The sequence below is a fragment of the Glycomyces sp. TRM65418 genome (genome assembly GCF_019710475.1).
Taxonomy (GTDB): Bacteria; Actinomycetota; Actinomycetes; order Mycobacteriales; family Micromonosporaceae; genus Glycomyces.
Window position 1 is genome coordinate 464,360 of record NZ_JAJFAX010000003.1, and the last position, 19,715, is coordinate 484,074.

The following is a 19,715-nucleotide window of genomic DNA, read 5'->3' on the forward strand; positions in this document are numbered from 1 at the left end:
CCTTCTTCGGTCCCGCTCGACTACCCGACGACGCTCGGCATATGCGTGCGGCGACGGGACATCACCGATGGATCGCGCGCTCCAGGCGTACTACCATGTGGGATCCGCCGATCCAGGGAGCGCGCCATGAGTGCCGTCGAGACCCACACTGTCACCAACCAGGCGCCGCCGCTGGTGGACCGGAATCTGTACACGACGAACGCGCCGCTGCGCGAGGCCGCCGAGCGGTCGGGCGCGGGCTGGATCGCCGAGCGGGCGCGGGCCCTCGGCGGCGTCCTCGCGGGCGCGGACGCGGCGCGGTGGGCCGAGGAGGCGCACCGGAACCCGCCGGTGCTGCGCACCCACGACCGGTACGGGAACCGGATCGACGAGGTCGACTTCCACCCGTCGTGGCACCGGTTCATGGGTCTGGCCGTCGAGCACGGCGCGCACGCGATGCCGTGGGCCGAGCCGCGACCCGGCGCGCACGCCGCGCGGGCGGTGCTCGTCTCGATGCTCGCCCAGATCGAACCGGGCCACGCCTGCCCGATCTCGATGACCTACGCGGCCGTCCCGGCGCTGCGCGCGAGTCCTCGCCTGGCCGCGGTGTGGGAGCCGCGCATCGTGTCCCGGGAGTACGATCCGGGGCCGCGCCCCCTGAGCGAGAAGGCGGGCGTGCTCGTCGGGATGGCGATGACCGAGAAGCAGGGCGGCTCCGACGTCCGCGCGAACACGACCGCCGCGACGCCGCTCGGGGACGGCGCCTATGCGCTGCGCGGGCACAAGTGGTTCTGCTCGGCGCCGATGAACGACGCGTTCCTGGTGCTCGCGCAGGCGCCCGGCGGGCTGTCGTGCTTCCTCCTCCCCAGGGTCCTGCCCGACGGCAACCGGAACGCGATCCGGCTGCAGCGCTTGAAGGACAAGCTCGGGAACCGGTCGAACGCCTCGGCCGAGATCGAACTGCACGACGCCGTCGCCCACCTCGTCGGGGAGGAGGGCCGCGGCGTCGCCACCATCATCGAGATGGTCAACCACACCCGGCTCGACTGCGTCATCGCCACCGCGGCCGGGATGCGCCAGAGCACCGCCGAGGCGGCCTGGCACGCCGCGCACCGCAGCGCCTTCGGGCGGCGGCTGATCGACCAGCCGCTCATGACGCAGGTCCTCGCCGACCTGTGCGTCGAGTCCGAGGCCGCCACGGCCGCGATGATGCGTCTGGCCGCGGCCTACGACGACCCCGCCGACGCGCCGTTCCGGCGGCTGGCGACGGCCGTCGCGAAGTACTGGGTGTGCAAACGCGGCCCCGGCCACGCCGCCGAGGCCCTGGAATGCCTGGGCGGCAACGGCTACATCGAGGAGGCCCCGCTGGCGCGGCGGTACCGCGAGCAGCCGCTGATGTCCATTTGGGAAGGATCGGGGAACGTCATCTGCCTCGACGTCCTGCGGGCGCTCGCGACCGCCCCGGAGAGCGCCGAGGCCTTCTTGGCGGAGGTCGAACCGGCCGCCGCCGCGGACGCGCGGCTGCGGGAGCACGTCGACCGCGTGAAGCGGCGCCTCGGCGACGGCGTCGAGCCGGCGGGGGCGCGGCGGCTCACCGAGGACCTGGGCCTGGCGCTGCAGGCCGCACTCCTCGTCCGACACGCCACGACCGAGGTGGCCGACGCCTTCTGCGCCGCACGCCTCGGCCCCCGCCGGGGCCTGAACTACGGTGCGGTGCCGACGAAAGCGGCGGAGGCGATCGTCGCGAGGCACCTGCCCGAGGATTGAGCCGCAGGCGGCCTCGGGAGGCGCGGCCCTATCCGTGGAGGCCCTTGGCGAGGAAGTCGATCGAGGCCGCCACCTCGGGGATCTTCGGGGAGTGGTTCAGGTGGCCGTGGGTCATGCCGCGGGCCAGGTACGTCTCGACCGGGACGCCGACCTCCTGCAGTTGGCGCTCCAGCAGCTCGGAGGAGGCGCGCAGGTCGTCGTACTCGGAGATGCAGATCCTGGTGCGGGGCAGGCCGTCGAGTCTGGCCGCGCCCGGCAGGGCGTCCGGCGGCACGTCGCTGATGCGGCCCACGTAGTTGCGGACCATCTCCTCGACGCCCTGGGGCTCGAAGCGGAACGGCAGCGCCGCCATCTCGCCGCTCAACGCGGGGCTCAGGGCCGGGTTCGGGTAGTGGGCGAACGGATAGGCGAGGAGGAGCGCGTCCGGCGGCCGTGCGCCGGAGTCCCTGGCGCGCAGAGCGGCGGCGAGGACCAGCGCGGCTCCGGCGCTGGCGCCGCCCGAGGCGATCGGCGCGTCGGGGGGCAGGTCTTGTTCGATGAGCCAATACCACGATGCCGATATATCATCGATCGGCACGGGGTAGGTGAGGACGCCGTCGGCGAGGCGGTAGTCCACCGAGGCCACGAAGGCTCCGGCGCGGCGGGCCAGTTCGATGCTCACGACGTGGCCTTCGAACATGTCGAGGTCGCCGTGGCGGAAGCCGCCGCCGTGGGCCCACAGGACGGCGCCGGTGATCGGGCCGTCGGGCCGGTAGCAGCGCAACGGGATCGGGCCGTGGGGGCCGTCGATCGCGAGGTCCTCCACGGCGACGCCCGTGGTGTCCCAGGCGAGCGCGTCCCCCACGTACTCGCGCACGAACGCCTGGGTCAGCGCCTGGCGCTCCTCATCGGTCGCGCCTGCGGCGGCGGCCGTCTCCATGCCGCGGAACATCTCGGTGAAGTACTCGTCGACCGGCACGGCCGCCTCCTTCGATAGGGCAATCGCTTACACGTGCACCTGAATCATGGCGTGCGTGCCGCTGATCCGCCAGTCCGGCCGACCGGAATCGAGTTCGGCGAGGCGAGCGGGGGCGATGCCGACGGCGAGGTCGGACTTCGCGGTCCGCAGTGCGGCCACGGCGCCGGGGAAATAGTCCGCGACCTCGCCGAAGGCCGTGGCGGCGTCCCATTCGCGGTCGCCGACGAGCCTGCGGTAGTTCAAGTCGCCCTTGAGGATCACGAGTTTCGCGTCCGCGAAGTCCCGCGCCAGGTCGGGCGGGAGGTGGTGGTAGGTGGAGGGCAGGACGTAGCAGGGATGGGCGCGCAGGCGCAGGCGTCCGGTGCGGATCGCGGTTCGCAGCCGTTCGGCGAGGGCCCGGACCGCATCGTTCGGGTTCGCGCCGATCGCGTCCAGGGTCGCGAGGACGTCGTGGCCGGTGGCGTCCGAGACGAAGTACGGGTGCGGTTTGAGGTGGAGTTCCACCGCGCCGGCGCCGGTTTCGAGGAGGCTGTCGGCCAGCGCGAGGTCGGCGGTGAGCTCGCGGCCGGCGTTGTCGGCGACGAGGATCACGGGCCGGTCGACCGGGCCGTCGACGAGGTCCCAGAGGGCGGCGCTGTCGTCGACCACGACGGCGCCGCGGCCTTCGATGGCGTTGGTGGTGCGGAAACCGAGGTCGGCCTGGTTGCCCCAGAGGCTCGCGTGCAGCAGTGCCTGGCGGCGCTCATAGGGGTCGCGTTCGGTGAGCGCGGCGTAGGCGTCGAGGTCGGCGAGGATCTCGGGGCCGTCGAGCTGCGCGTGCTTCTGGGGCGCGAAGAGGTCGACGCCGTGCCAGGCGCTGTCAGGCTCGAAGTACTCGACGGCCTCGAGCAGGCGGCGGTAGAAGTACGACTCGGCCCAGATGAACGGCAGGGCGCGCCAAGGCCTGCCGGCGCGCTCGGCGATCTGGGACTCCCAGAACGGCGCGTTCGGGCCCGGCGGGACCTCCGGCGGCACGGTCCCGTCGAGGCTCTCGGCGAGGAGGGCTTCGAGGCGGTCCCGAAGGCGCGGCGGGTACGGGAAGTCGCGGATCAGGTTCGCGATCAGGGCCGGGTGGCGCTCGTGGAAGACCGAGTAGCTGAAGGATTCGGGCCGGTCGATGCCGATCCGCGGGGGCGGTCCGTCCGGGCGTTGATCATCCACAGTTGCCACTCCGTTCACTCGCGGTACGAGAGCATGATCCCATCACGGCCGGGCACGTGCTCGGCGCGGCCGGTCAGGTCCGGTCTTAGCGGTCGGCCGGTGCCGCGCAGCCGTTGCTCCAGTCGTCGTCCGCGGGGATGCCGCTCATGTACAGCGGCCCCCCGAAGGCCCAGTCGCCGTCGTCGAATTCGGGGAAGTCGCCGAACACGCCGAATCGCCGGTAGTGGTCGTCGACGACCTCGCAGAGGACCAGGGCGACCTCGTACTCCGGTCCTTCGCAGCCGCCGTCGACGCAGAACATCCCGTGGAGGTTCCCGGTAGCGACGGCCGAGTCCCCTCCCCACGCCTCCCACTCCAGGTTCTCGGCATGGGAGAACTCGCTGAGGATCATGGACTCGGGCCGCTGAAGGCTGAGCTCCTCGCCATCGTCGCCCTCGTGAGTGTCGAGTTGGAGGACGTAGACCTCGCCGGCCGGTTCCGCGGCGGTGCTCGGGGCCGGTGTCGGGTCCTCCGGTTCGGTGGGGCCGGTGCAGGCGCCGAGCATCGTCATCCCGAGCACGAGGGGCAGCAGCAGGGCAGGGGCGGTGCGCATGGGGACCGAGCATAGCGCGACCGTGCCGGACGGCGCGGAGTCGGCATTCCCATGTCGGTTCGGCATGAACCCCAGGGGCGTTCGAGGACCAGAGCCGACCGGCCCCGAGGCCCTCCGCGAGACGAGGAGGGGGACGCCGCTACCGGGCCTCCTCTACGGCGTCGGCGAAGACGATCCGGCGGTCGGGCTCGTCGGGCAGGATGAACTCGAGCAGGCGCGATCCCGCCTCATGCACGGCGGCGGCGTCGGCCTCCCGCAGCGGTCGCGTCGGCGTCACGGTGACGGTCCCGCCTTGCACCGACCAGGTGCCCGCGGCGAACCCGTCGACCAGGAACATCGGGACGCCCCCGGAGGCGCCGGCCGCGTACCGCTTCCGGTCGGCCTCGCTGATGATCCGGGTGCGGTCCCGGTGGCCGAGCAGCGCGTTGTCGAAGGCCGGGAGGAACCGCACGGGCACGGGGCGGTCGGGATCGCCCAGTGGCGCGTCCGGCAGGTCGAACAGCTCCTTGCCGTCCTCGCCCCTGGACACCCGCAGGGCGGGCCGCATCGCCTCGATCGGTTCGCGCAGCCGCGTCAGGCCCGACCACGCCTGCACGTCCATGACGCTCGCCGGGCCGAACGCCGCGAGGTAGCGGCGGACCAGCGTCTCCAGGCGTCGTTCCTCGCTCATCGGCAGGCCGGTCTGCTCCTCGGCCAAGGCGACGGCGACGTTGCTCGGGTGCCGCCAGCCGCCCCAGGCCCCGTTCCGCGGGGCGTGGACCAGGGCCTCCAGGACCTCCACCGTGTCGACGAGCCTGCCGCCGTGCCGTCCCGGGAAGCGCTCGGCGAGGAGGCTCCCGAACGCCTTGCGGGTCAGCGGCTTTCCGGTGAGCAGCTCGCGGCCGGCGCGGCGCAGCTCGTCGAGGTCGAGCCCTTCGATCGCCTCGGCGTAGAAGGCCGATTGCAGCGCGTTGCGCACGACTGGCTGGGCCACCGGCCGGAGCCACGCGAAGTCCTCGGACGAGGAGAGGTGGACGGTGCGCCGCAGCGTGATCGAGCGCACGACCTTCCGGTCCTCCAGCAGCGCGGCGAGATCGTCGCGCCGGAACGACGTCACGCGCGCCCACAGTCCTATGTAGGGGCTGTTGGGGAACTGCCCCTGCACGGCCACGAGGTGCTCGACGGCCTCCAGGGCGGTGAGCGGCACGCGGTCGTCCAGGAACTGGCGGGCGAGCAGGGTTCGGTTCAGAGCGCGGACGCCGAAGGTTGCCACGCAGGCCATTAAACCGCACGCGCACCAGCGGCGTCCGGCCTCATGGCCGCCGCCGAGCGGCGCGCGGCCCGAACCGGCGGGGCCGCATGGCGCCCTCGCGGTTCAACCGGCCTTCACCGTGAGGCTCAGCGCGAAACGGCCGGCGGCGTCGGTCCACCAGCGGCGGGGCCGCAGGCCGGCCGCCGCGAGTTCGGGTTCGAGGGATTCGCGGCGGAATTTGGCCGAGGTCTCGGTCAGGAGGTCCTCGCCTTCGTCGAAGTGGATCGCCAGGCCGAGCGCCGGGAGCTTCACGGTGAGCGCCCGGTGGGCGCGCAGGCGCATCTCGATGCGCTCGCGGCCGGGGTCCCAGACCGCCGTGTGCGCGAAGTCCCTCGGGTCGAAATCGGCTCCCAGGCGGCGGTTGAGGACGGCGAGGAGGTTGCGGTTGAAGGCGGCGGTCACGCCCTCGGCGTCGTCGTAGGCGGCGATCAACGTCGCCGGGTCCTTGACGAGGTCGACCCCGAGGAGCAGCGCGTCGCCCGGTTCGAATGCGTCGCCGATGCGGTTCAGGAAGCGGACGCGCTCGTCCGGGAGGAGGTTCCCGACGGTGCTGCCGAGGAAGGCGACCAGGCGCGGCCGGGCGAAGCGGTCCAGCCGCAGGCGGTCCTGGAAGTCGCCGACCACGGGCTGGACGGTCAGCCCCGGGCGGTCGCGTCGCAGTGCCGCGGCGGCGGCTCGCAGCACCGCGGGGTCGACGTCCACCGGCACGTACGCGTCCAGTGCGGTCATCGCGTCGATGAGGAGGCGGCTCTTGGCGGACGAGCCCGAGCCGAGTTCGATCAGGCTGCGGGCCGCGGTGTCGGCGGCGATCCGCGGGGCGCGGGCGGCGAGGATCTCGGTCTCGGCCCGGGTGAGGTAGTACTCCGGGAGCCGGGTGATCCGTTCGAACAGGCGGCTGCCGTGCTCGTCGTAGCACCATTTGGGCGGCATGGTCTTCGGCCGGGCGGTCAGTCCGGCGAGGGCGTCGGCGCGCAGGGCCTCGTCCGAGCCGCCGGGCGCCTCAGTCGTCATCGGCGGTGCGGGCGGTGCGGAATCCGGCGAAGATCTGCCGCCGCATGGGCAGGTCCCAGTTGCGGAACGTGGCCCGGCAGGCCATCGGGTCGGTGGCGAACGAACCGCCGCGCAGGACCTTGTAGTCCGAGCCGAAGAAGACCTCCGAGTAGGTCTTGTCGGGCAGGGCGCGGAAACCCGGGTAGCCGGTGAAGTCGCTCGCGGTCCACTCCCAGACGTCGCCGAGCATCTGATGCGCGCCGCACGGCGCGACCCCCGCGGGGTGCGAGCCGACCGGTGAGGGCTGGAGGTGCCGCTGCCCGATGTTGGCGCGGTCGCCGTGGGCGTCCGCCGCGCCCCATGGGTTGCGCAGGGTCCTCCCGGTCGCGGGGTCGTGGCGGGCGGCCTTCTCCCATTCGGCTTCGGTGGGCAGGCGCCGACCGGCCCAGCGGGCGTAGGCGTCGGCCTCGTACCAGCTGACGTGGACGACCGGTTGACCGCCGTGGACGGGCTCGAACCCGCCGAACCGGCGCTGCCACCAGTGGCCCTGGTCGCGGTACCAGGACAGCGGCGCCTGCCAGCCTTCGCGCTGCCGGTGCACCCAGCCTTCGGGGGCCCACCAGCGCGGGTCGTCGTAGCCGCCGTCGTCGATGAACGCCTGGTACGCGGCGTTGGTGACCGGTGCGGCGTCGAGCCGGAAGGCCGGGACGTCGACGGGGTGGGCGGGGCGCTCGTTGTCGAGCGCCCACGGGTCGGTCGAGGTCCCCATGGTGAACGGGCCGCCGGGCACGAGCACTTCGGCGGGCGGGTCGGCGGCCTCGCCGCGCGGCGGCGCGGTGGCCGTGAGCACCGGGAGCCCTTGGCGGAGCTGGTGGGTGGCGAGCATCGTCTCGGCGTGCTGCGCTTCGTGCTGTGCGACGAAGGCGAAGACGGAGCCGTCCCTGGGCAGGGGGTCGTCGACGGCGGCCGTGTCCGCGAGCACCGCCATGGACCGGGCGCGGACTTCGGCGATGTATTCGCGGGCCTCGGCCGGGCGCAGCAGGGGCAGTTCGACGCGCACGGCCCGCGGATGCTCGAAGGCGTCGTAGAGGCCGTCGAGGTCGGGGCGGACCCCCGGGAGGCCCCCGACGCCGCGGACCAGGTAGATCTCTTCGAGGTTGCCGACGTGCGCGAGGTCCCACACCAGCGGGGACATCAGCCGGGAGTGCTGGGCGCACAGCTCGGCGTCGTCGAGGCAGTCGGTCAGCGCGAGGGTGCGCCTGCGGGCGGCGTCGAAGGCGTCCCGCAGGCGTGCCTCGCCGTGCGGCTCGGGACCGGCGCCGGCGGTACGCGTGCGGTTCGCGCTCATGACGGCGCCTCCATGGCGAGCGGGATCGGACGGTCGAGGCTGAGGCGGTCGAGCCGGTCGTCGGCCGGGCAGCGGCCGCGGTCCACGTAGCGCTGCCGGAACATGGCCAGCGCGCCTCGCAGGTGGGCTGGTGTGCCGTTGCGGCGCAACGCGTCGGCGACGGCGGCGAAGCAGTCCTGGGCGGCCGTGCGCAGGACCGGGTCGGTCAGGCCGAAGCGTCCGGCGTCGAGCCAGACCTGCCAGGGCGGTTGGGCGCCGCCGCGGCAGAGCGGTTCGGTGGCCTCGTAGGCGGCCGCGGCGGTGGCCGGGTCGTCCATGAGCGTCGCGGCGACCAGGGCGGGGATGATCCAGCCGTCGCCGTCCTGCTGGTCGATCATGCGCAGTTCGAACCAGCCGCGCGGGCGCACGGGCGGGAAGAGGGTGGTCAGGTGGTACTTGATGTCGTCCTCGGTGGGTCGCCGGCCGTCGAGGCCGTCCCGGATCCAGGAGCGCAGGGTCACGTCCGAGGGGACGGTCCACGGCTCGGGCGGGTCGCAGCGCCGGCACAGGACCGGGGCGTCGAGGGCGTATCGGGCGAAGTCGCGCCGCACGTCGTCGGTGTCGGGCATCGGGAGGGTCCGCCCGGGGTCGAGCCGGGCCAGGACGGCGTGGCGGGTGGACTTCCAGCCGCTGGGGCGTCCGTCCCGCAGCGGCGAGTTCGCGAACGCCGCCGTGAGGACCGGGCCGATGCGGTGGGCCAGGTTCCATCGCCGGAGGAGCCCTCCGGGGCCGTCGCCCTCGTCGCCGGCGTCGACGTTGACCTGGAGGGACGCGGTGCAGCACATCATCGTGATGCCCCAGGGGCCTTGGCGGCCGAAGTAGTCCTCCATCGCCCGGTACCGCGGGTCGGCGAGCACCCGCTTCGCCTGGTGATAGGGGTGGAAGCCGCCGCCGCGGATGGTCTGGCCGCGGACCGCGAGGGCGGCTTCGAGCGCGGCCTGGTCCGCTTCGACGGCGGCGATGCACGCGACCACGTCGTCCGCCGGGGCGGAGGACAGTTCGACCTGGCCGCCCGGTTCGCGGGTGACCGCGCCGCCGTGGGGCAGCCGCTCGGTGACCCACTGGTCGCCCACGGGGTCGACCAGCCACTCCAGTTCGATGCCGATCCGCCGTGACGGGCCGGTGGTGAAGCAGGTCCGCCCGATGAACGCCGCCGCTTCCTCTTCCGTCAAAGCCGTGTTCATTGCCATCTCACGCTCCACTTCCTGCTCGGCCTCTCTTCAGAGTGAGTACCCAGCAAGGGCTTGTCAATCAAAACGCTTATGAGCAGGGGAAACATTTCGCGTGAGCACGGTAACCGGAGTCGGCGTTCACGGTGAGCGACGTAGTCTGCCGACCAAACGCGACAATAGGCGCACGGTGGCAGGGAGCCGTCCGGGACCGTTCAGAGGGTGCGCAGGAGTTCGCGGAGGGCGGCGTCGAACTGGTCGGGGCGCTCCATGTTGGGGTAGTGGGCGGTGCCGCCGACGGTGACCACCCGGCCGGTGCCGACGGTGTCGACGAGCCGTTCGGCCATGCCGAGGTGATCGGGCGAGTCGAGGGCGCCGTTGATCGCGTGCACGGGGACTCGGATCCCGGCGGCGCGGGCCCAGGTGTCGGTCGAGGGGAGCATCCAGCGCGGTTCGTCGGCGGTGTGCTTGGCGAAGGAGCCTCTGACCATCTCGTACAGTCGGCGCACCACCTCGTGGTCGACGTCGCCCAGGGTCCGGGCGGGCCCGGCGGCGAAGGCCATGAACGCTTCGATCGCGGCGTCGGCGTCGCCGGCGCCGATCGCGGTGCCGATCGCCTCGACCGTGGCGGCGGTCCACGGGTCGGTGAAAGAGGACTCGATGGTGCCGGCGCCGCTGACGATCACGGCCGCCACCAGCTCCGGGTGGTCCAGGGCGACGTCGACGGCGACACCGCCGCCCATGGACAGTCCGACGAGGATCGCCGGTCCGGCGTCCAAACGGCGCAAGAGGTCCGCGACGTCGTCGCCGTGGCGGAAGGGGCCCGAGGCGTTGGCCGAGCGGCCGTGGCCGCGGGCGTCGGGCGCGATGACGCGGTGGTCCGCGGCGAAGACGGGGATCTGGTCGTCCCACATCCGGTGGTCGAGGAAGCCGCCGTGCAGGAAGACGAGGGGGCGGCCGGAGCCGGTGTCCCGCCAGAACAAGTCCTTCATGGCCACCAGCGTGCCATGGCCGCCTCGGGAACGGGGTCCTCGGAGCCGTTCGCAAAGGTACGAGGACGGGACCGCCGGGGAGCGTTCGGTCCCGTCCTCGATCAGTGGAGTCCTAGGGCTACTCCCCCCAGTTCGCCGCGGTGCGGCGGCGGCGCAGCAGGATCAAGGTCGCCAACCCCGCGACGGCCAGGGCCGCGGCCCCCGCGATCGCGACGGTCAGGCCGACGCCGGTGGTCGGCAGCTTCCCGCCGCCGCCGTTGCCGTCCTCGACGTCTTCGACCAGTTCCGCGATGCCCCAGTTCGCGTTGGTGTTCCAGGAGAGGCCGGTCGGGTCGTACCAGGTGTGCACCGCGGTGCGGACGCCGTCGGTGCCGTCGTTGACCTGCAGTTCCAGGCCGTGCTCGGCGCCGATCTCGGTGTGCTCGTCGGCCAGCGCGATCGCCATCTCGACCCGGTAGCCGGTCTCGGTCACGGCGGCGGCGCTGGTGATCTCGCCCGCTTCGGGGCCGTTGCCGCCCACGGAGACCGCGTTGGTGAAGCTGACGCGGTACTGGCCGTCGGCCTCGCCGTAGCCGCCTTCCCTGGTGTTGCCGGGGTTGAGGAACAGTTCGACCGAGTCCTGCTCCCACGGGTTCGGGCTGCTCTCGTCGAGCTGCGGGTCGGTCACCTCGAACAGGGCGTAGAGCGCCGTGTCGTCCCACATGAGCGAGACGTCGGCCTTGGCGCCCTCGGCGCTGCCCTCCACGGTCACGTCGGTGGCCACGGTGGCGGCCTCGTCCCAGGCGGCGTCCTTCTCGCCGTCGATGCCGGGGGCGGTCTCGGCGAGCGGGACCTGCACTCGGGCGTAGTCGGGTTCCTCGTTGTCGGGGAGGTCGGGGAGGCGGTCGGGGTCGACGATGCCCCAATAGGCCCATTTCGCCTGGAGCGTGTCGCTGAAGGGCAGCGGGCTCTCCAGCGGGCGCGGGGTGGACATGCTGCGGAGCCAGGAGCGGCCGTCGTGGAGGCCCCAGACGGTCACGGATTCGAGCTGGTCGCCGTGCTCGCGGTACATCGCGAACAGGTCCCGGTAGTAGTGGCCCTGCTCGATGAGGCGGTCCTCGTACTCGGGGAAGTCCTCGCCCTCGGCGGGCGCGCCGATGGCGACGTCGAGTTCGGTCACGGCCTGCAGGACGCCGAGCTCGGCGAACTTGTCGATGCTCTGCTCGACCTGGTCGATGGAGGTGTTCAGGTTGATGTGCGTCTGGTGGCCGACGCCGTCGACGGGCACGCCGTCCGCGAGCATCTGGGCGACCAGGTCGTACAGGTTGTCGCGCTTGCCGGGGTTCTCGGTGCCGTAGTCGTTGATGAACAGCTTGACGTCGGTGGCGCCCACGGCGTCGAACTGCTCGCGGGCGATGCGGAAGGCGTGCGAGACGTATTCGGGGCCTTCGAAGATCTCGAACCAGCGGCTCTGGCGGTGGACCTGGGCGTTGTTGTCGCTGATGACCTCGTTGACCACGTCCCACGCCCAGATGCGGTCGCCGTAGTGCTCGGCGAGCGCGCCGATGTGCGCCTCGAGGCGGTCGAGCATGATCTGGCGGTCCTCGTCGGAGCTGCCGAGCGGCTCGCCGGCGCGGGCGTGGCCCTCGGGGTACTGGAACCACCATTCGGGGACCTGGCCGGTGTGCCACAGGAAGGTGTGGCCGTAGACCTCCATGCCGTTGGCCTCGGCGTAGTCGACGAGTTCGTCGGCCGCGTCGAAGGTGAACTCGCCTTCGGTCGGCTGGATCGCGTCGGGCTTCATGTGGTTCTCGGCGGTGATCTGGTTGAAGTGCTTGCTCAGCAGCTGCGCGGAGGGGTCGGCGAGGTCGCGGGGGTCGACGGCGGCGCCGATGCGGAAGTCGTCGGCGAGGACGTCCTTGAGCGAGGGGATGTCGGGGTCGACGCCGGGCGGGGCGAGTTCGACGATCTGGAAGTCGTCGATCCAGTAGGAGGCCTCGGGGGTCGGGGACTCGACGTAGAACGTGAGGGCGTCGGCGGCCGAGGTGATGCTGTACTCGCCGCTGAGGCGGGTCCAGTCGGCGCCCGCGGCGGCCTGGTAGACGACGCTGTCGTAGGAGGTCTCCCCGTCGGCTTCGCGCTGCACGGTGGTGCTGATCGCCTCGCCGTCGCCGTCGGCGTCGAAGCGGACGTCCACCGCGATCTCGTAGCGGGCGCCGGGGGCGATGAGGCCGGTCAGGTCGATGCTGGGGCCGTGCCAGTCGGCCGAGCGGCCGGTCGTGAGCAGGCTGCCGTCCTCGACGGCGAGGGTGACCGGCCCGCGGGGGACCCAGTCGCCGACGGTGCCGTCCTCGAAGTCGGCGGCGTAGACGACGGTGCCGTCGTCTTGGGCCGAGGCGGGCTGGGCGAAGGCGAGCGCTGCGGGAATGATGAGCGCTCCGGTGCCGGCGGCGAGGGCGCGCAGGCGCCGACGCCGTTCTCGGACTTGACGTTCCATGGCTGTGTTGCTCCATCGCGGAGGAGGGATGCGGGCTTCCGGAAGTTTCGGGGATTTCGTGAAACTTCCAGGTGAGGGTGGTGCCATGGTATGGGTGTTGTCGACGTCTGTCAATGTCCGGGTGCGCGGCGGCGGCGCGGAGGGGTCAGCCGGTGACGACGGGGCGGACCGAGCCGCGCAGGACGAGGTGGGTGCCGAGGACGGTGTGGGGCGGGGGGCCGCCCTGGCGGGCGTGCTCCAGCGCGAGCCGCACGGCGGTGCGCCCGAGTTCCTCGTGCGGCTGGTAGACCGTGGTGAGGTCGATGTCCGCGGCGGGCGGCAGGTCGTCGAAGCCGACCATGGAGACGTCCTCGGGCACGCGGAGGCCGTGCTCGATCAGGGCCTGCCGCGCGCCGGCGGCGATCTGGTCGTTGCCGGCGAACACGGCGGTGAAGTCCGGCGCGCCGGCGGCCAGCCGCGCCTTCATCATCCGGTAGCCCTCGAACCGCTCGAAGGTGCCGTCGACCTCCAGGTCGGGGTCGTGGGGCACGCGGTGCGCGGCCAGGGCGTCGCGGTAGCCCTCGATCCTGGCGTCGGCGGTGGTGTAGCCGGGGCGACGACCGAGGTACAGGATCCGCTTGTGGCCGTTGGAGAGCAGGTGGCTCGTGGCCGCGAACGCCCCGCCGGTGTTGTCGTACTCGACGACCACCGCGGGCACGTCGGGGCCGAGCGGCGGCCTGCCGCACAGCACGAGCCGGGAGCCGATGGCCGCGAGCGCGTGGGCGTACCGGCTCATGCGGGCGCGGTACTCGTCGTCGGCGGCCACGTTGCCGACGAGGATGACCGCTTCGGGGTGCTGCTCGCGCATGAACTGGACCATGGCGAGTTCGCGTTCGGCGTCGCCGCCGGTGGTGCCGATCTGGCAGAGCCGGCTGTCCTCGGCCGCCTGGGTCTGGACCCCTTGGGCGACATGGGCGTAGTGCGGGGAGATCACCGAGTTGACGATGATGGCGATGCTCTTGCGGGTGGTGCCGCTGAGGGCGCGGGCGTGGTGGTTGGCGACGTAGTCGAGCTCTTCGACGGCGCGCATGACCTTGCTGCGGGTGGCGGGGGCGGCGGGGTAGCTGCCGGAGAGGATGCGGGAGACCGTGGCGACGGAGACGCCGGCGCGTTCGGCCACCTCGCGGATGGTGGTGTGGCGCGTCCCGTCAGCTGAACCGTTCGCCTTGCGCGCCACTGCACCCGCCCTTGTTAAACTCGCTCGATAACGTTTACGGAAACAATGATTCCCGTTCCGGGGCGGCGTGTCAAGGTCGGGCGGGGCGACGGAAAGCGGCCCGGGGTCGATGCCGTTCCCCCGGGCCGCTCCCCGCGGCGGTCACTGCTCGGAGGCGAAGAGGGTCTCGGCCTCGGTGAAGAACAGCGACGCGGCCTCGTCCGGGGTCATCTGGCCGTACTGGACCTGCTCGTAGATCTCGGTGTACTTGGCCTCGATCGCGCCCGCGGCCGCGGGCGGCATCACCGGCGCGTCGGCGAGGTGCTGATCGACGGTGGCCTCGTAGTCGATGACGGCCTGCGAGGCCTCGTCGAGTTCGACGCTCTCCAGACCGGTGTTGGTGGAGGGAATGCCGCGGTTGGTGCCCATGACCGCGATGGCCTCGGGGTCGTGGAGGAGGAAGTCGATGAGCTTGGCGCTGGCCTCGGCCTGCTCGGTGTTGGCGCCGATGACGTACTGCACCGACGGGCGCAGGTGGAGGGCCAGGTTGCCGGGGTCGGCGGTGGGCGGCGGGGCGATGTCGAGCCTGCCGCCGTTGTCGGTCACGGTGGACCAGTAGCCGTTGATGGCGGTGTCCCAGCGGATCTCGGTGGCGACGAGGTCGCCGGCCATGCCGCCGCCGGTCCATTCGGCCACGGTCTCGGCGGAGGGGATCGCGCCCTGCTCGGCGAAGGGCACGCTGGTCCCCCACCACTCGACGAGCTGCTCCTGGGTGAAGTTCAGGCTCGCGGCGTCGTCGCTGTAGAAGCTGCCGCCCTGCTGGCGCAGCCACAGCTCCAGGAACAGGTACGAGGAGGCCCAGTCGACGCCGCCCCAGCGGCCCTCGCCGAGGGCGGTGGTCAGCTCGGCGACGAGGTTGCCGTAGTCCTCCCAGGTGTAGCCGGCCTCGGGCGGGGCGATGCCGTGCTCCTCGAACCAGTCGGCGCGGTAGATGAGACCGAAGACGTTGCTGCCCACGGGGACGGCGATGAGCTGGCCGTCGAGCGTGGCGGTGTCGAGCATGCCCTCGCGGAAGTCGTCGGTCTTGACGAGGCCGTCGAGGGGCAGCAGCATGCCGCTGGAGCCGAACTGGCGCAGGCGCGGGTAGTCCATCTGGAACACGTCGGGCAGGTCGCGCGAGGCCATGCGGCCGGTCAGGCCCTCCCAGTAGACGGGGTAGTCCGCGAAGTTCGTGCGGACCTCGATGCCCTCGTTCTTGGCCGTGAACAGGTCGACGGCCTGCTTGGTGACCTCGGCGCGGGCGTCGTCGCCCCACCACTCGAAGCTGATGGTGACGGGGTCGTCGGCCGTGCCGGCGGGGCCGTCGTCGCCGCATGCGGCGGCCGCGCCGAGCGCTGCGGTGGCCGCGGCGCCGGTGAGCAGGGTCCGGCGGCGGATCGGGTTGCGGACGGGGTGGTGGATCATCGTTGACGCACTCCTATGGGGTGAGGGGTCCCGCCGCGGCGGGGCTTGCGGATCGGATCGGTCGGCCTCGGGGGCCGAGGCGAGTGGTTCACGGACGGGCAGAGACTTAAATCGTTTTAACTTTTCGCTCGCGCCACCATAGAACGCGTTTTCCAGCACTGTCAAGGGCCGTGGGCGACGTTTCGGCGTCGGCTACGCCTCACCCGCGAAGAACCGCGCGCGGTACACGTGCCGACCGGGTTCGAGGACGCCCCGGAGCACGGGGAGGACGGTGCTCGGCCAGTACAGGTGCGTGCCGGGCATCGGCGCGAGCAGCTCGGGCCGCCGCAGCCCGTCGTCGTCGACGATCTCGCTGCGGACGCCCTGGGAGGTCACCACGATCCGGTCGTTGGCGACCGCGGCGTCGCAGCCCTCCCGCGGCACGCACCACCCGCCCTCCCCGGTGTGGAGGGTCCGGCCGGTCGCGATCTCGTGGACGCGGGTGTGCCAGCCGTCGACGCCGGCCTCCATCGAGGTGGTGACGGTGACGTCCTCCCAAGGCCGCCACACGACCATGAGCGTGCGGCCGTCGAGGCGGCCGCCCTCGGAGTCCTCGCGGCCCCTCCAGCGGACGCCGTCCTCGGAGAGCACGAGCGCACCGTCCGGCACGGCCGCCTCGAGGCCGGGCCCGTTCGCCGCGTGCGAGAACCCGGCGAGGCTCGAGTAGGCGAACTTCCCGTAGGTGTCCCTGCCGCCGCGCATCTTCGCGCGCCACGACTGGGCGTTGAGCCGGGTCACGTGCCCGGCCTCGTCGCGGACGTGGACGGCGCGCACCGCCAGGTTCGGCTCGACCACCGGACCGGGGACCGCTGGAGCGGACGTCCAGAACGGATGGTCGGCTCCGGCGAGCAGCCCGGCGAAGGCCTTCGTGGCCCACCACGGGGAGCCGGCGGTGAGGTACTGCTCCACCACGGCGTCGTTCGGGTAGCCGTAGCCCACGCTCAGGCGCCCGTCGGGCTCCAGGATCGGCTTGTCCCACCACCACTGGAGGTGGCGGCGGCTGAACCCGGCGGCCTCGGCCCACGGCACGGCCTCGACGTCCGCGGCGGCCAGCGCACCCCACAGCGACCCCTGTGCGAAGCGGTAGCCGAGGCTGCGCCCGTAGGGGACGGCCGCGCCGTCGGCCGCGAACCAGGACCGGAACGTGCGGGCGAACGCGGCGGCGGGCTCGACGAACCGGTCGTCGCCGCTGAGGCGGTAGTGGAGCAGCCCGTACGTGTGGAACGCGAACGGGTTGTAGTAGTCGACCCGGCCGCCGGGGCCGTCCTCGAAGACGCCGTCGCGCAGCAGGAACTCGCCGATGCGGTCGAGATGGGCGGCGGCGACGGCGGGGTCGCGGTCGGCGCCGATCCGGTCGAGGCCGTGGCCGACGAGGACCGGGAACCAGTGCCAATTGCTGTCGACCACGCCGGTGGCGTAGGCCTTGCCGAGCCAGTCCGCGACGTGGTCTTTGTCCTTGGGTCCGAGCGGGTCCCAGAGGTGCTCGGGGGCGGCGGCGAGGGCCCAGCCGACGGCGGCGGCCTCGACGCAGCGCTGGTCGGCGTCGTTCAGGTCGCCGACGTACCAGGCGTCGCCGGGGTCGAGGGCGCGCGCGAGCGTGGCGCTGAGGAGCGCCCACAGGTCCGGGGCGACCGCGGTCTTCGCGGCGGTCAGGCCCCAGAGCGGGCGGGTGAGCAGTTCGAACCAGTTCTCCAGGTGGGAGTGGTTCGACATGGTCACCGGCATGGCGTCGGGGCCTTGGGCGGCCAATTCGACGGCGGGTCGGCCGATCGCGACCGCGGCGGCCTGCCAGCCGGCGCGGGTCGGTTCGAGCGGGCCGAACGCCCGCAGAGGTGAGGTCACAGTGGTGCTGGCTTTCAGGTCGGGGCGGGGCCGACGCCCGCTCGTGGCGGACGGCGGCCCCGCGGTGTCCGGTGGACGGTTCAGTAGGTGATGTCGGGCCTGGGCGGCGCGCTCATGCCCGCGCCCAGGAAGTAGTCGACGTGGTGGGACTGCATGTAGCCCTTGACGGTCATGTCGTTCCGGTAGGCCGGGTTGTGCGCCAGGGTGTACAGCCGGATGTCGCTCGGCCGATCGGTGGTGAAGATGATCAGCTCGTTGTACGAGCTGTTGGGAAGGACGACCTCCTCGCGCCAGTCGCCGAGGATGTCGGCGAGCAGGGTGGGTTGGCTGCGCGGCCCGAGGACACCGCCGTAGCTCCAGGTCTGCTCCAGCCGCGGCAGGCTGTTGGTCGTGGTGGGGTTGTTCGGGTCCCACTTCTCGATCTTGCCGCTGTTGAACAGCTCCATCGTGACGTCGCCGTCCCACCACAGGCCCATCTGCGGGTAGGGCCGCAGGTTGGTGTCGGGCTCGGTCAGCCGGTTGCTCGGGGCGTTGTAGAGGCCGTCGAACGACCAGACCTCCATGCCCGGGTGCCGCGGGTCGACGTCGCCGGCCATGCCGCGTCCGACGTCGGCGGTACCGCTCAGCACGTGCTTCCAGATGATCCGACCGGTGGCGGCATCGTAGTAGTACTCGCGCAGCCCGCTCGGGTTGTCCTGCTGCACGGCGTAGCCTTCCAGGCCCGGTCGGCTCGGGTCCATGTCGGCGATGTGGAAGCGGTCGCCGTGCACGACGCCCTGGCTGCCCATCGAATAGCGCAGGCTGCCGTCGCCGTTGAGGACGAATCCGATCTCGACGAACTCGTCGGTGCCGTTCCCGTCGACGTCGAGGCAGCGGCTGTTGTGCCCGTCCGGGTGGTTCCCGTTGCCGCGCAGCCACTTCCACTGCAGGTTGACGCTGCTGCCGTTGAAGTTCCAGGCGCTCACCATGAGGTTGAACCCGCCGTTGCCGATGCGGTTCTTCATGAAGGCGACCAGGCTCGGCGTTTCGCCGTCGAGGTGGCAGGCGGCGAACCGGGCGTACATCGGGCCGTCCGAGAGGTAGTCGGTGGGCACCTTCGCCGAGGAGCGGAGCGCGCCGGTCCGCCCGTCGAGGATGGCGATGAACTGCTCGGTGTCATTGGAGTGGTTGAATCTGGCGCCGTTGCCGAAGGTCACGCCGTTGGCGATCCTGACCGCGACTTCGGCCCGGCCGTCGCTGTCGAAGTCGTAGACGGTGACGCCGTCGTTGTGACCGACGTTGATGGTGGCCGAGCCGCCTTCGATGTTGTTCTGGTCGGTGCTGTTGGGCCCCATGTCGACTTCCCAGAGGAAGGCGCCCTTGCCGGAGTAGGCCTCGATCTTCTGCGGGGAGGTCTGGCGGTCGACCACGTAGTCGTAGGCGCCGTCGCCGTCGAGGTCGCCGACCCAGGTGAAGTTGATCGGGCCGCCGTTGCGCAGCGGAATGCGGACGGCCGGTTCGTCGGCGTGGTCGGCCGTCAACGTGAATCCGGGGCTCCGCTCCTGCTCGACGCCGCCGACGACCGGGGCGACCCGGTACGTGTTCGACTGGGACAGGTTCGCGGTGCGGTCGAGGTAGTTGGTGCCGCCCGTCAGCGGGCTCGAGTTGAGCTTCACCTCGTTGCCGCCGCCGGCCGACCGGTAGACGTTGAAGCCGATGCCCGTGGGGTCGAGCCCGAGCAGGCGCCAGCTGACCAGGACGTCGCCGCCGTTCCGTACGGCCACGACGCCTCGGTCGAGATCCTCCATCGGACGGGTCCCCTGCGCCGGGCTCCCGCCCGTGGCGACGTCGAGGTAGTCGATGTTGGCGAGGCCCGACGCGGTGGTGGCGACGAGGCGGACCGTGTTGGAGCCCGCCTTCACCGGCACGGTGACCGAGTTGGTGGACCAGGCGTTCCACGCGCCGGTGCTCGCGAACCCGACCGCGGACCGCGCCGTCGAGCCGTTGACCTGGACGTCGGCCGGGCGGGTGTCGCTCCCGCCGCTGGCGTAGCGGATCCCGAGGGTCGCGGTGCCCGCCTGGGAGGCGTTGAACGTGAACGCCACGGCGGCGCCGACGGCGTTGGGGGTGTTGCAGAATCCGCTGCCGGAGTAGCCGGAGTGGTTCGCGTCGACCGTGCCGTCGCAGACGGCCGGCGACCGCTCGGCCTCGTACCTGCCGTCCTGGGCGTGCGAGGTCGCGGTGCTCGCGGCGAAGCCTCCCGCGAGCGCCAGCAGGGCGACCGCGGCCCCGGCGACCCAGCGCCGCAATGGCGCTCTTCGCGTAAACGTTTCCATGATTGCTCCCATCATGCCGGGCGAACGGAGCGTCGATGTGACCGGGGACGGCCGTAGTC

Annotated in this window: 14 protein-coding genes; 1 reads left to right on the forward strand and 13 read right to left on the reverse strand. The window is 72.1% G+C overall.

The window, feature by feature from the left end; translation table 11 throughout:
* The first annotated feature begins 126 nt into the window (after positions 1-126).
* The gene (locus tag K3N28_RS10170; protein WP_228092388.1) at positions 127-1,746 is read left to right on the forward strand and encodes an acyl-CoA dehydrogenase family protein; all 1,620 of its coding nucleotides are present in this window, start codon (positions 127-129) and stop codon (positions 1,744-1,746) included.
* Between the two features lie 28 nt (positions 1,747-1,774).
* On the opposite strand, the gene K3N28_RS10175 is transcribed toward K3N28_RS10170, so the two are convergent.
* The 13 genes from K3N28_RS10175 to K3N28_RS10235 all read right to left on the reverse strand — a co-directional run bounded on the left by K3N28_RS10175 (position 1,775) and on the right by K3N28_RS10235 (position 19,656).
* A complete protein-coding gene (locus tag K3N28_RS10175; protein WP_228092389.1) occupies positions 1,775-2,704 on the reverse strand; it encodes an alpha/beta hydrolase in 930 nt (309 codons plus the stop codon).
* Positions 2,705-2,731: 27 nt separating this feature from the next.
* On the reverse strand, positions 2,732-3,904 hold the full coding sequence (locus tag K3N28_RS10180; RefSeq protein WP_228092390.1) for a damage-control phosphatase ARMT1 family protein: 1,173 nt from the start codon (positions 3,902-3,904) through the stop codon (positions 2,732-2,734).
* 85 nt (positions 3,905-3,989) lie between these two features.
* Entirely contained in the window at positions 3,990-4,496 is a 507-nt protein-coding gene (locus tag K3N28_RS10185; protein ID WP_228092391.1) for a hypothetical protein, read from the reverse strand.
* 139 nt (positions 4,497-4,635) lie between these two features.
* Complete coding sequence (locus K3N28_RS10190) at positions 4,636-5,748, reverse strand: winged helix DNA-binding domain-containing protein (protein WP_228092392.1); 1,113 nt, start codon at positions 5,746-5,748, stop codon at positions 4,636-4,638.
* Positions 5,749-5,850: 102 nt separating this feature from the next.
* A complete protein-coding gene (gene egtD, locus K3N28_RS10195) occupies positions 5,851-6,798 on the reverse strand; it encodes an L-histidine N(alpha)-methyltransferase (RefSeq protein WP_228092393.1) in 948 nt (315 codons plus the stop codon).
* A complete protein-coding gene (egtB, locus tag K3N28_RS10200; RefSeq protein ID WP_228092394.1) occupies positions 6,788-8,125 on the reverse strand; it encodes an ergothioneine biosynthesis protein EgtB in 1,338 nt (445 codons plus the stop codon). The genes egtD and egtB overlap by 11 nt, the downstream gene beginning before the upstream one ends.
* A complete protein-coding gene (gene egtA / locus K3N28_RS10205; RefSeq protein WP_228092395.1) occupies positions 8,122-9,354 on the reverse strand; it encodes an ergothioneine biosynthesis glutamate--cysteine ligase EgtA in 1,233 nt (410 codons plus the stop codon). Before egtA ends, egtB begins: the two co-directional genes overlap by 4 nt.
* A 194-nt stretch (positions 9,355-9,548) precedes the next feature.
* Positions 9,549-10,325, reverse strand: a complete 777-nt coding sequence (locus K3N28_RS10210) for an alpha/beta fold hydrolase (protein ID WP_228092396.1) — start codon at positions 10,323-10,325, stop codon at positions 9,549-9,551.
* A gap of 118 nt (positions 10,326-10,443) precedes the next feature.
* Complete coding sequence (locus K3N28_RS10215) at positions 10,444-12,801, reverse strand: endo-1,4-beta-xylanase (protein ID WP_228092397.1); 2,358 nt, start codon at positions 12,799-12,801, stop codon at positions 10,444-10,446.
* Between the two features lie 145 nt (positions 12,802-12,946).
* Entirely contained in the window at positions 12,947-14,017 is a 1,071-nt protein-coding gene (locus K3N28_RS10220) for a LacI family DNA-binding transcriptional regulator (RefSeq protein WP_228092398.1), read from the reverse strand.
* A 141-nt stretch (positions 14,018-14,158) separates the two neighbouring features.
* A complete protein-coding gene (locus tag K3N28_RS10225) occupies positions 14,159-15,460 on the reverse strand; it encodes an ABC transporter substrate-binding protein (protein WP_228092401.1) in 1,302 nt (433 codons plus the stop codon).
* 192 nt (positions 15,461-15,652) lie between these two features.
* Positions 15,653-17,341, reverse strand: coding sequence for a DUF2264 domain-containing protein (locus K3N28_RS10230; RefSeq protein WP_228092403.1), 1,689 nt, complete (start codon positions 17,339-17,341; stop codon positions 15,653-15,655).
* Between the two features lie 80 nt (positions 17,342-17,421).
* Positions 17,422-19,656, reverse strand: a complete 2,235-nt coding sequence (locus K3N28_RS10235) for a carbohydrate-binding protein (protein WP_228092404.1) — start codon at positions 19,654-19,656, stop codon at positions 17,422-17,424.
* Positions 19,657-19,715 lie beyond the last annotated feature (59 nt).

Excerpts from the sequence above, each read along its gene's own strand:
- K3N28_RS10225 (WP_228092401.1), bottom strand. The coding sequence starts at position 15,460 with ATGATCCACCACCCCGTCCGCAACCCGATCCGCCGCCGGACCCTGCTC.
- K3N28_RS10215 (WP_228092397.1), bottom strand. The coding sequence starts at position 12,801 with ATGGAACGTCAAGTCCGAGAACGGCGTCGGCGCCTGCGCGCCCTCGCC.
- K3N28_RS10210 (WP_228092396.1), bottom strand. The coding sequence starts at position 10,325 with ATGAAGGACTTGTTCTGGCGGGACACCGGCTCCGGCCGCCCCCTCGTC.
- K3N28_RS10170 (WP_228092388.1), top strand. The coding sequence starts at position 127 with ATGAGTGCCGTCGAGACCCACACTGTCACCAACCAGGCGCCGCCGCTG.
- egtD (WP_228092393.1), bottom strand. The coding sequence starts at position 6,798 with ATGACGACTGAGGCGCCCGGCGGCTCGGACGAGGCCCTGCGCGCCGAC.
- egtB (WP_228092394.1), bottom strand. The coding sequence starts at position 8,125 with ATGAGCGCGAACCGCACGCGTACCGCCGGCGCCGGTCCCGAGCCGCAC.
- K3N28_RS10185 (WP_228092391.1), bottom strand. The coding sequence starts at position 4,496 with ATGCGCACCGCCCCTGCCCTGCTGCTGCCCCTCGTGCTCGGGATGACG.
- egtA (WP_228092395.1), bottom strand. The coding sequence starts at position 9,354 with ATGGCAATGAACACGGCTTTGACGGAAGAGGAAGCGGCGGCGTTCATC.
- K3N28_RS10235 (WP_228092404.1), bottom strand. The coding sequence starts at position 19,656 with ATGGAAACGTTTACGCGAAGAGCGCCATTGCGGCGCTGGGTCGCCGGG.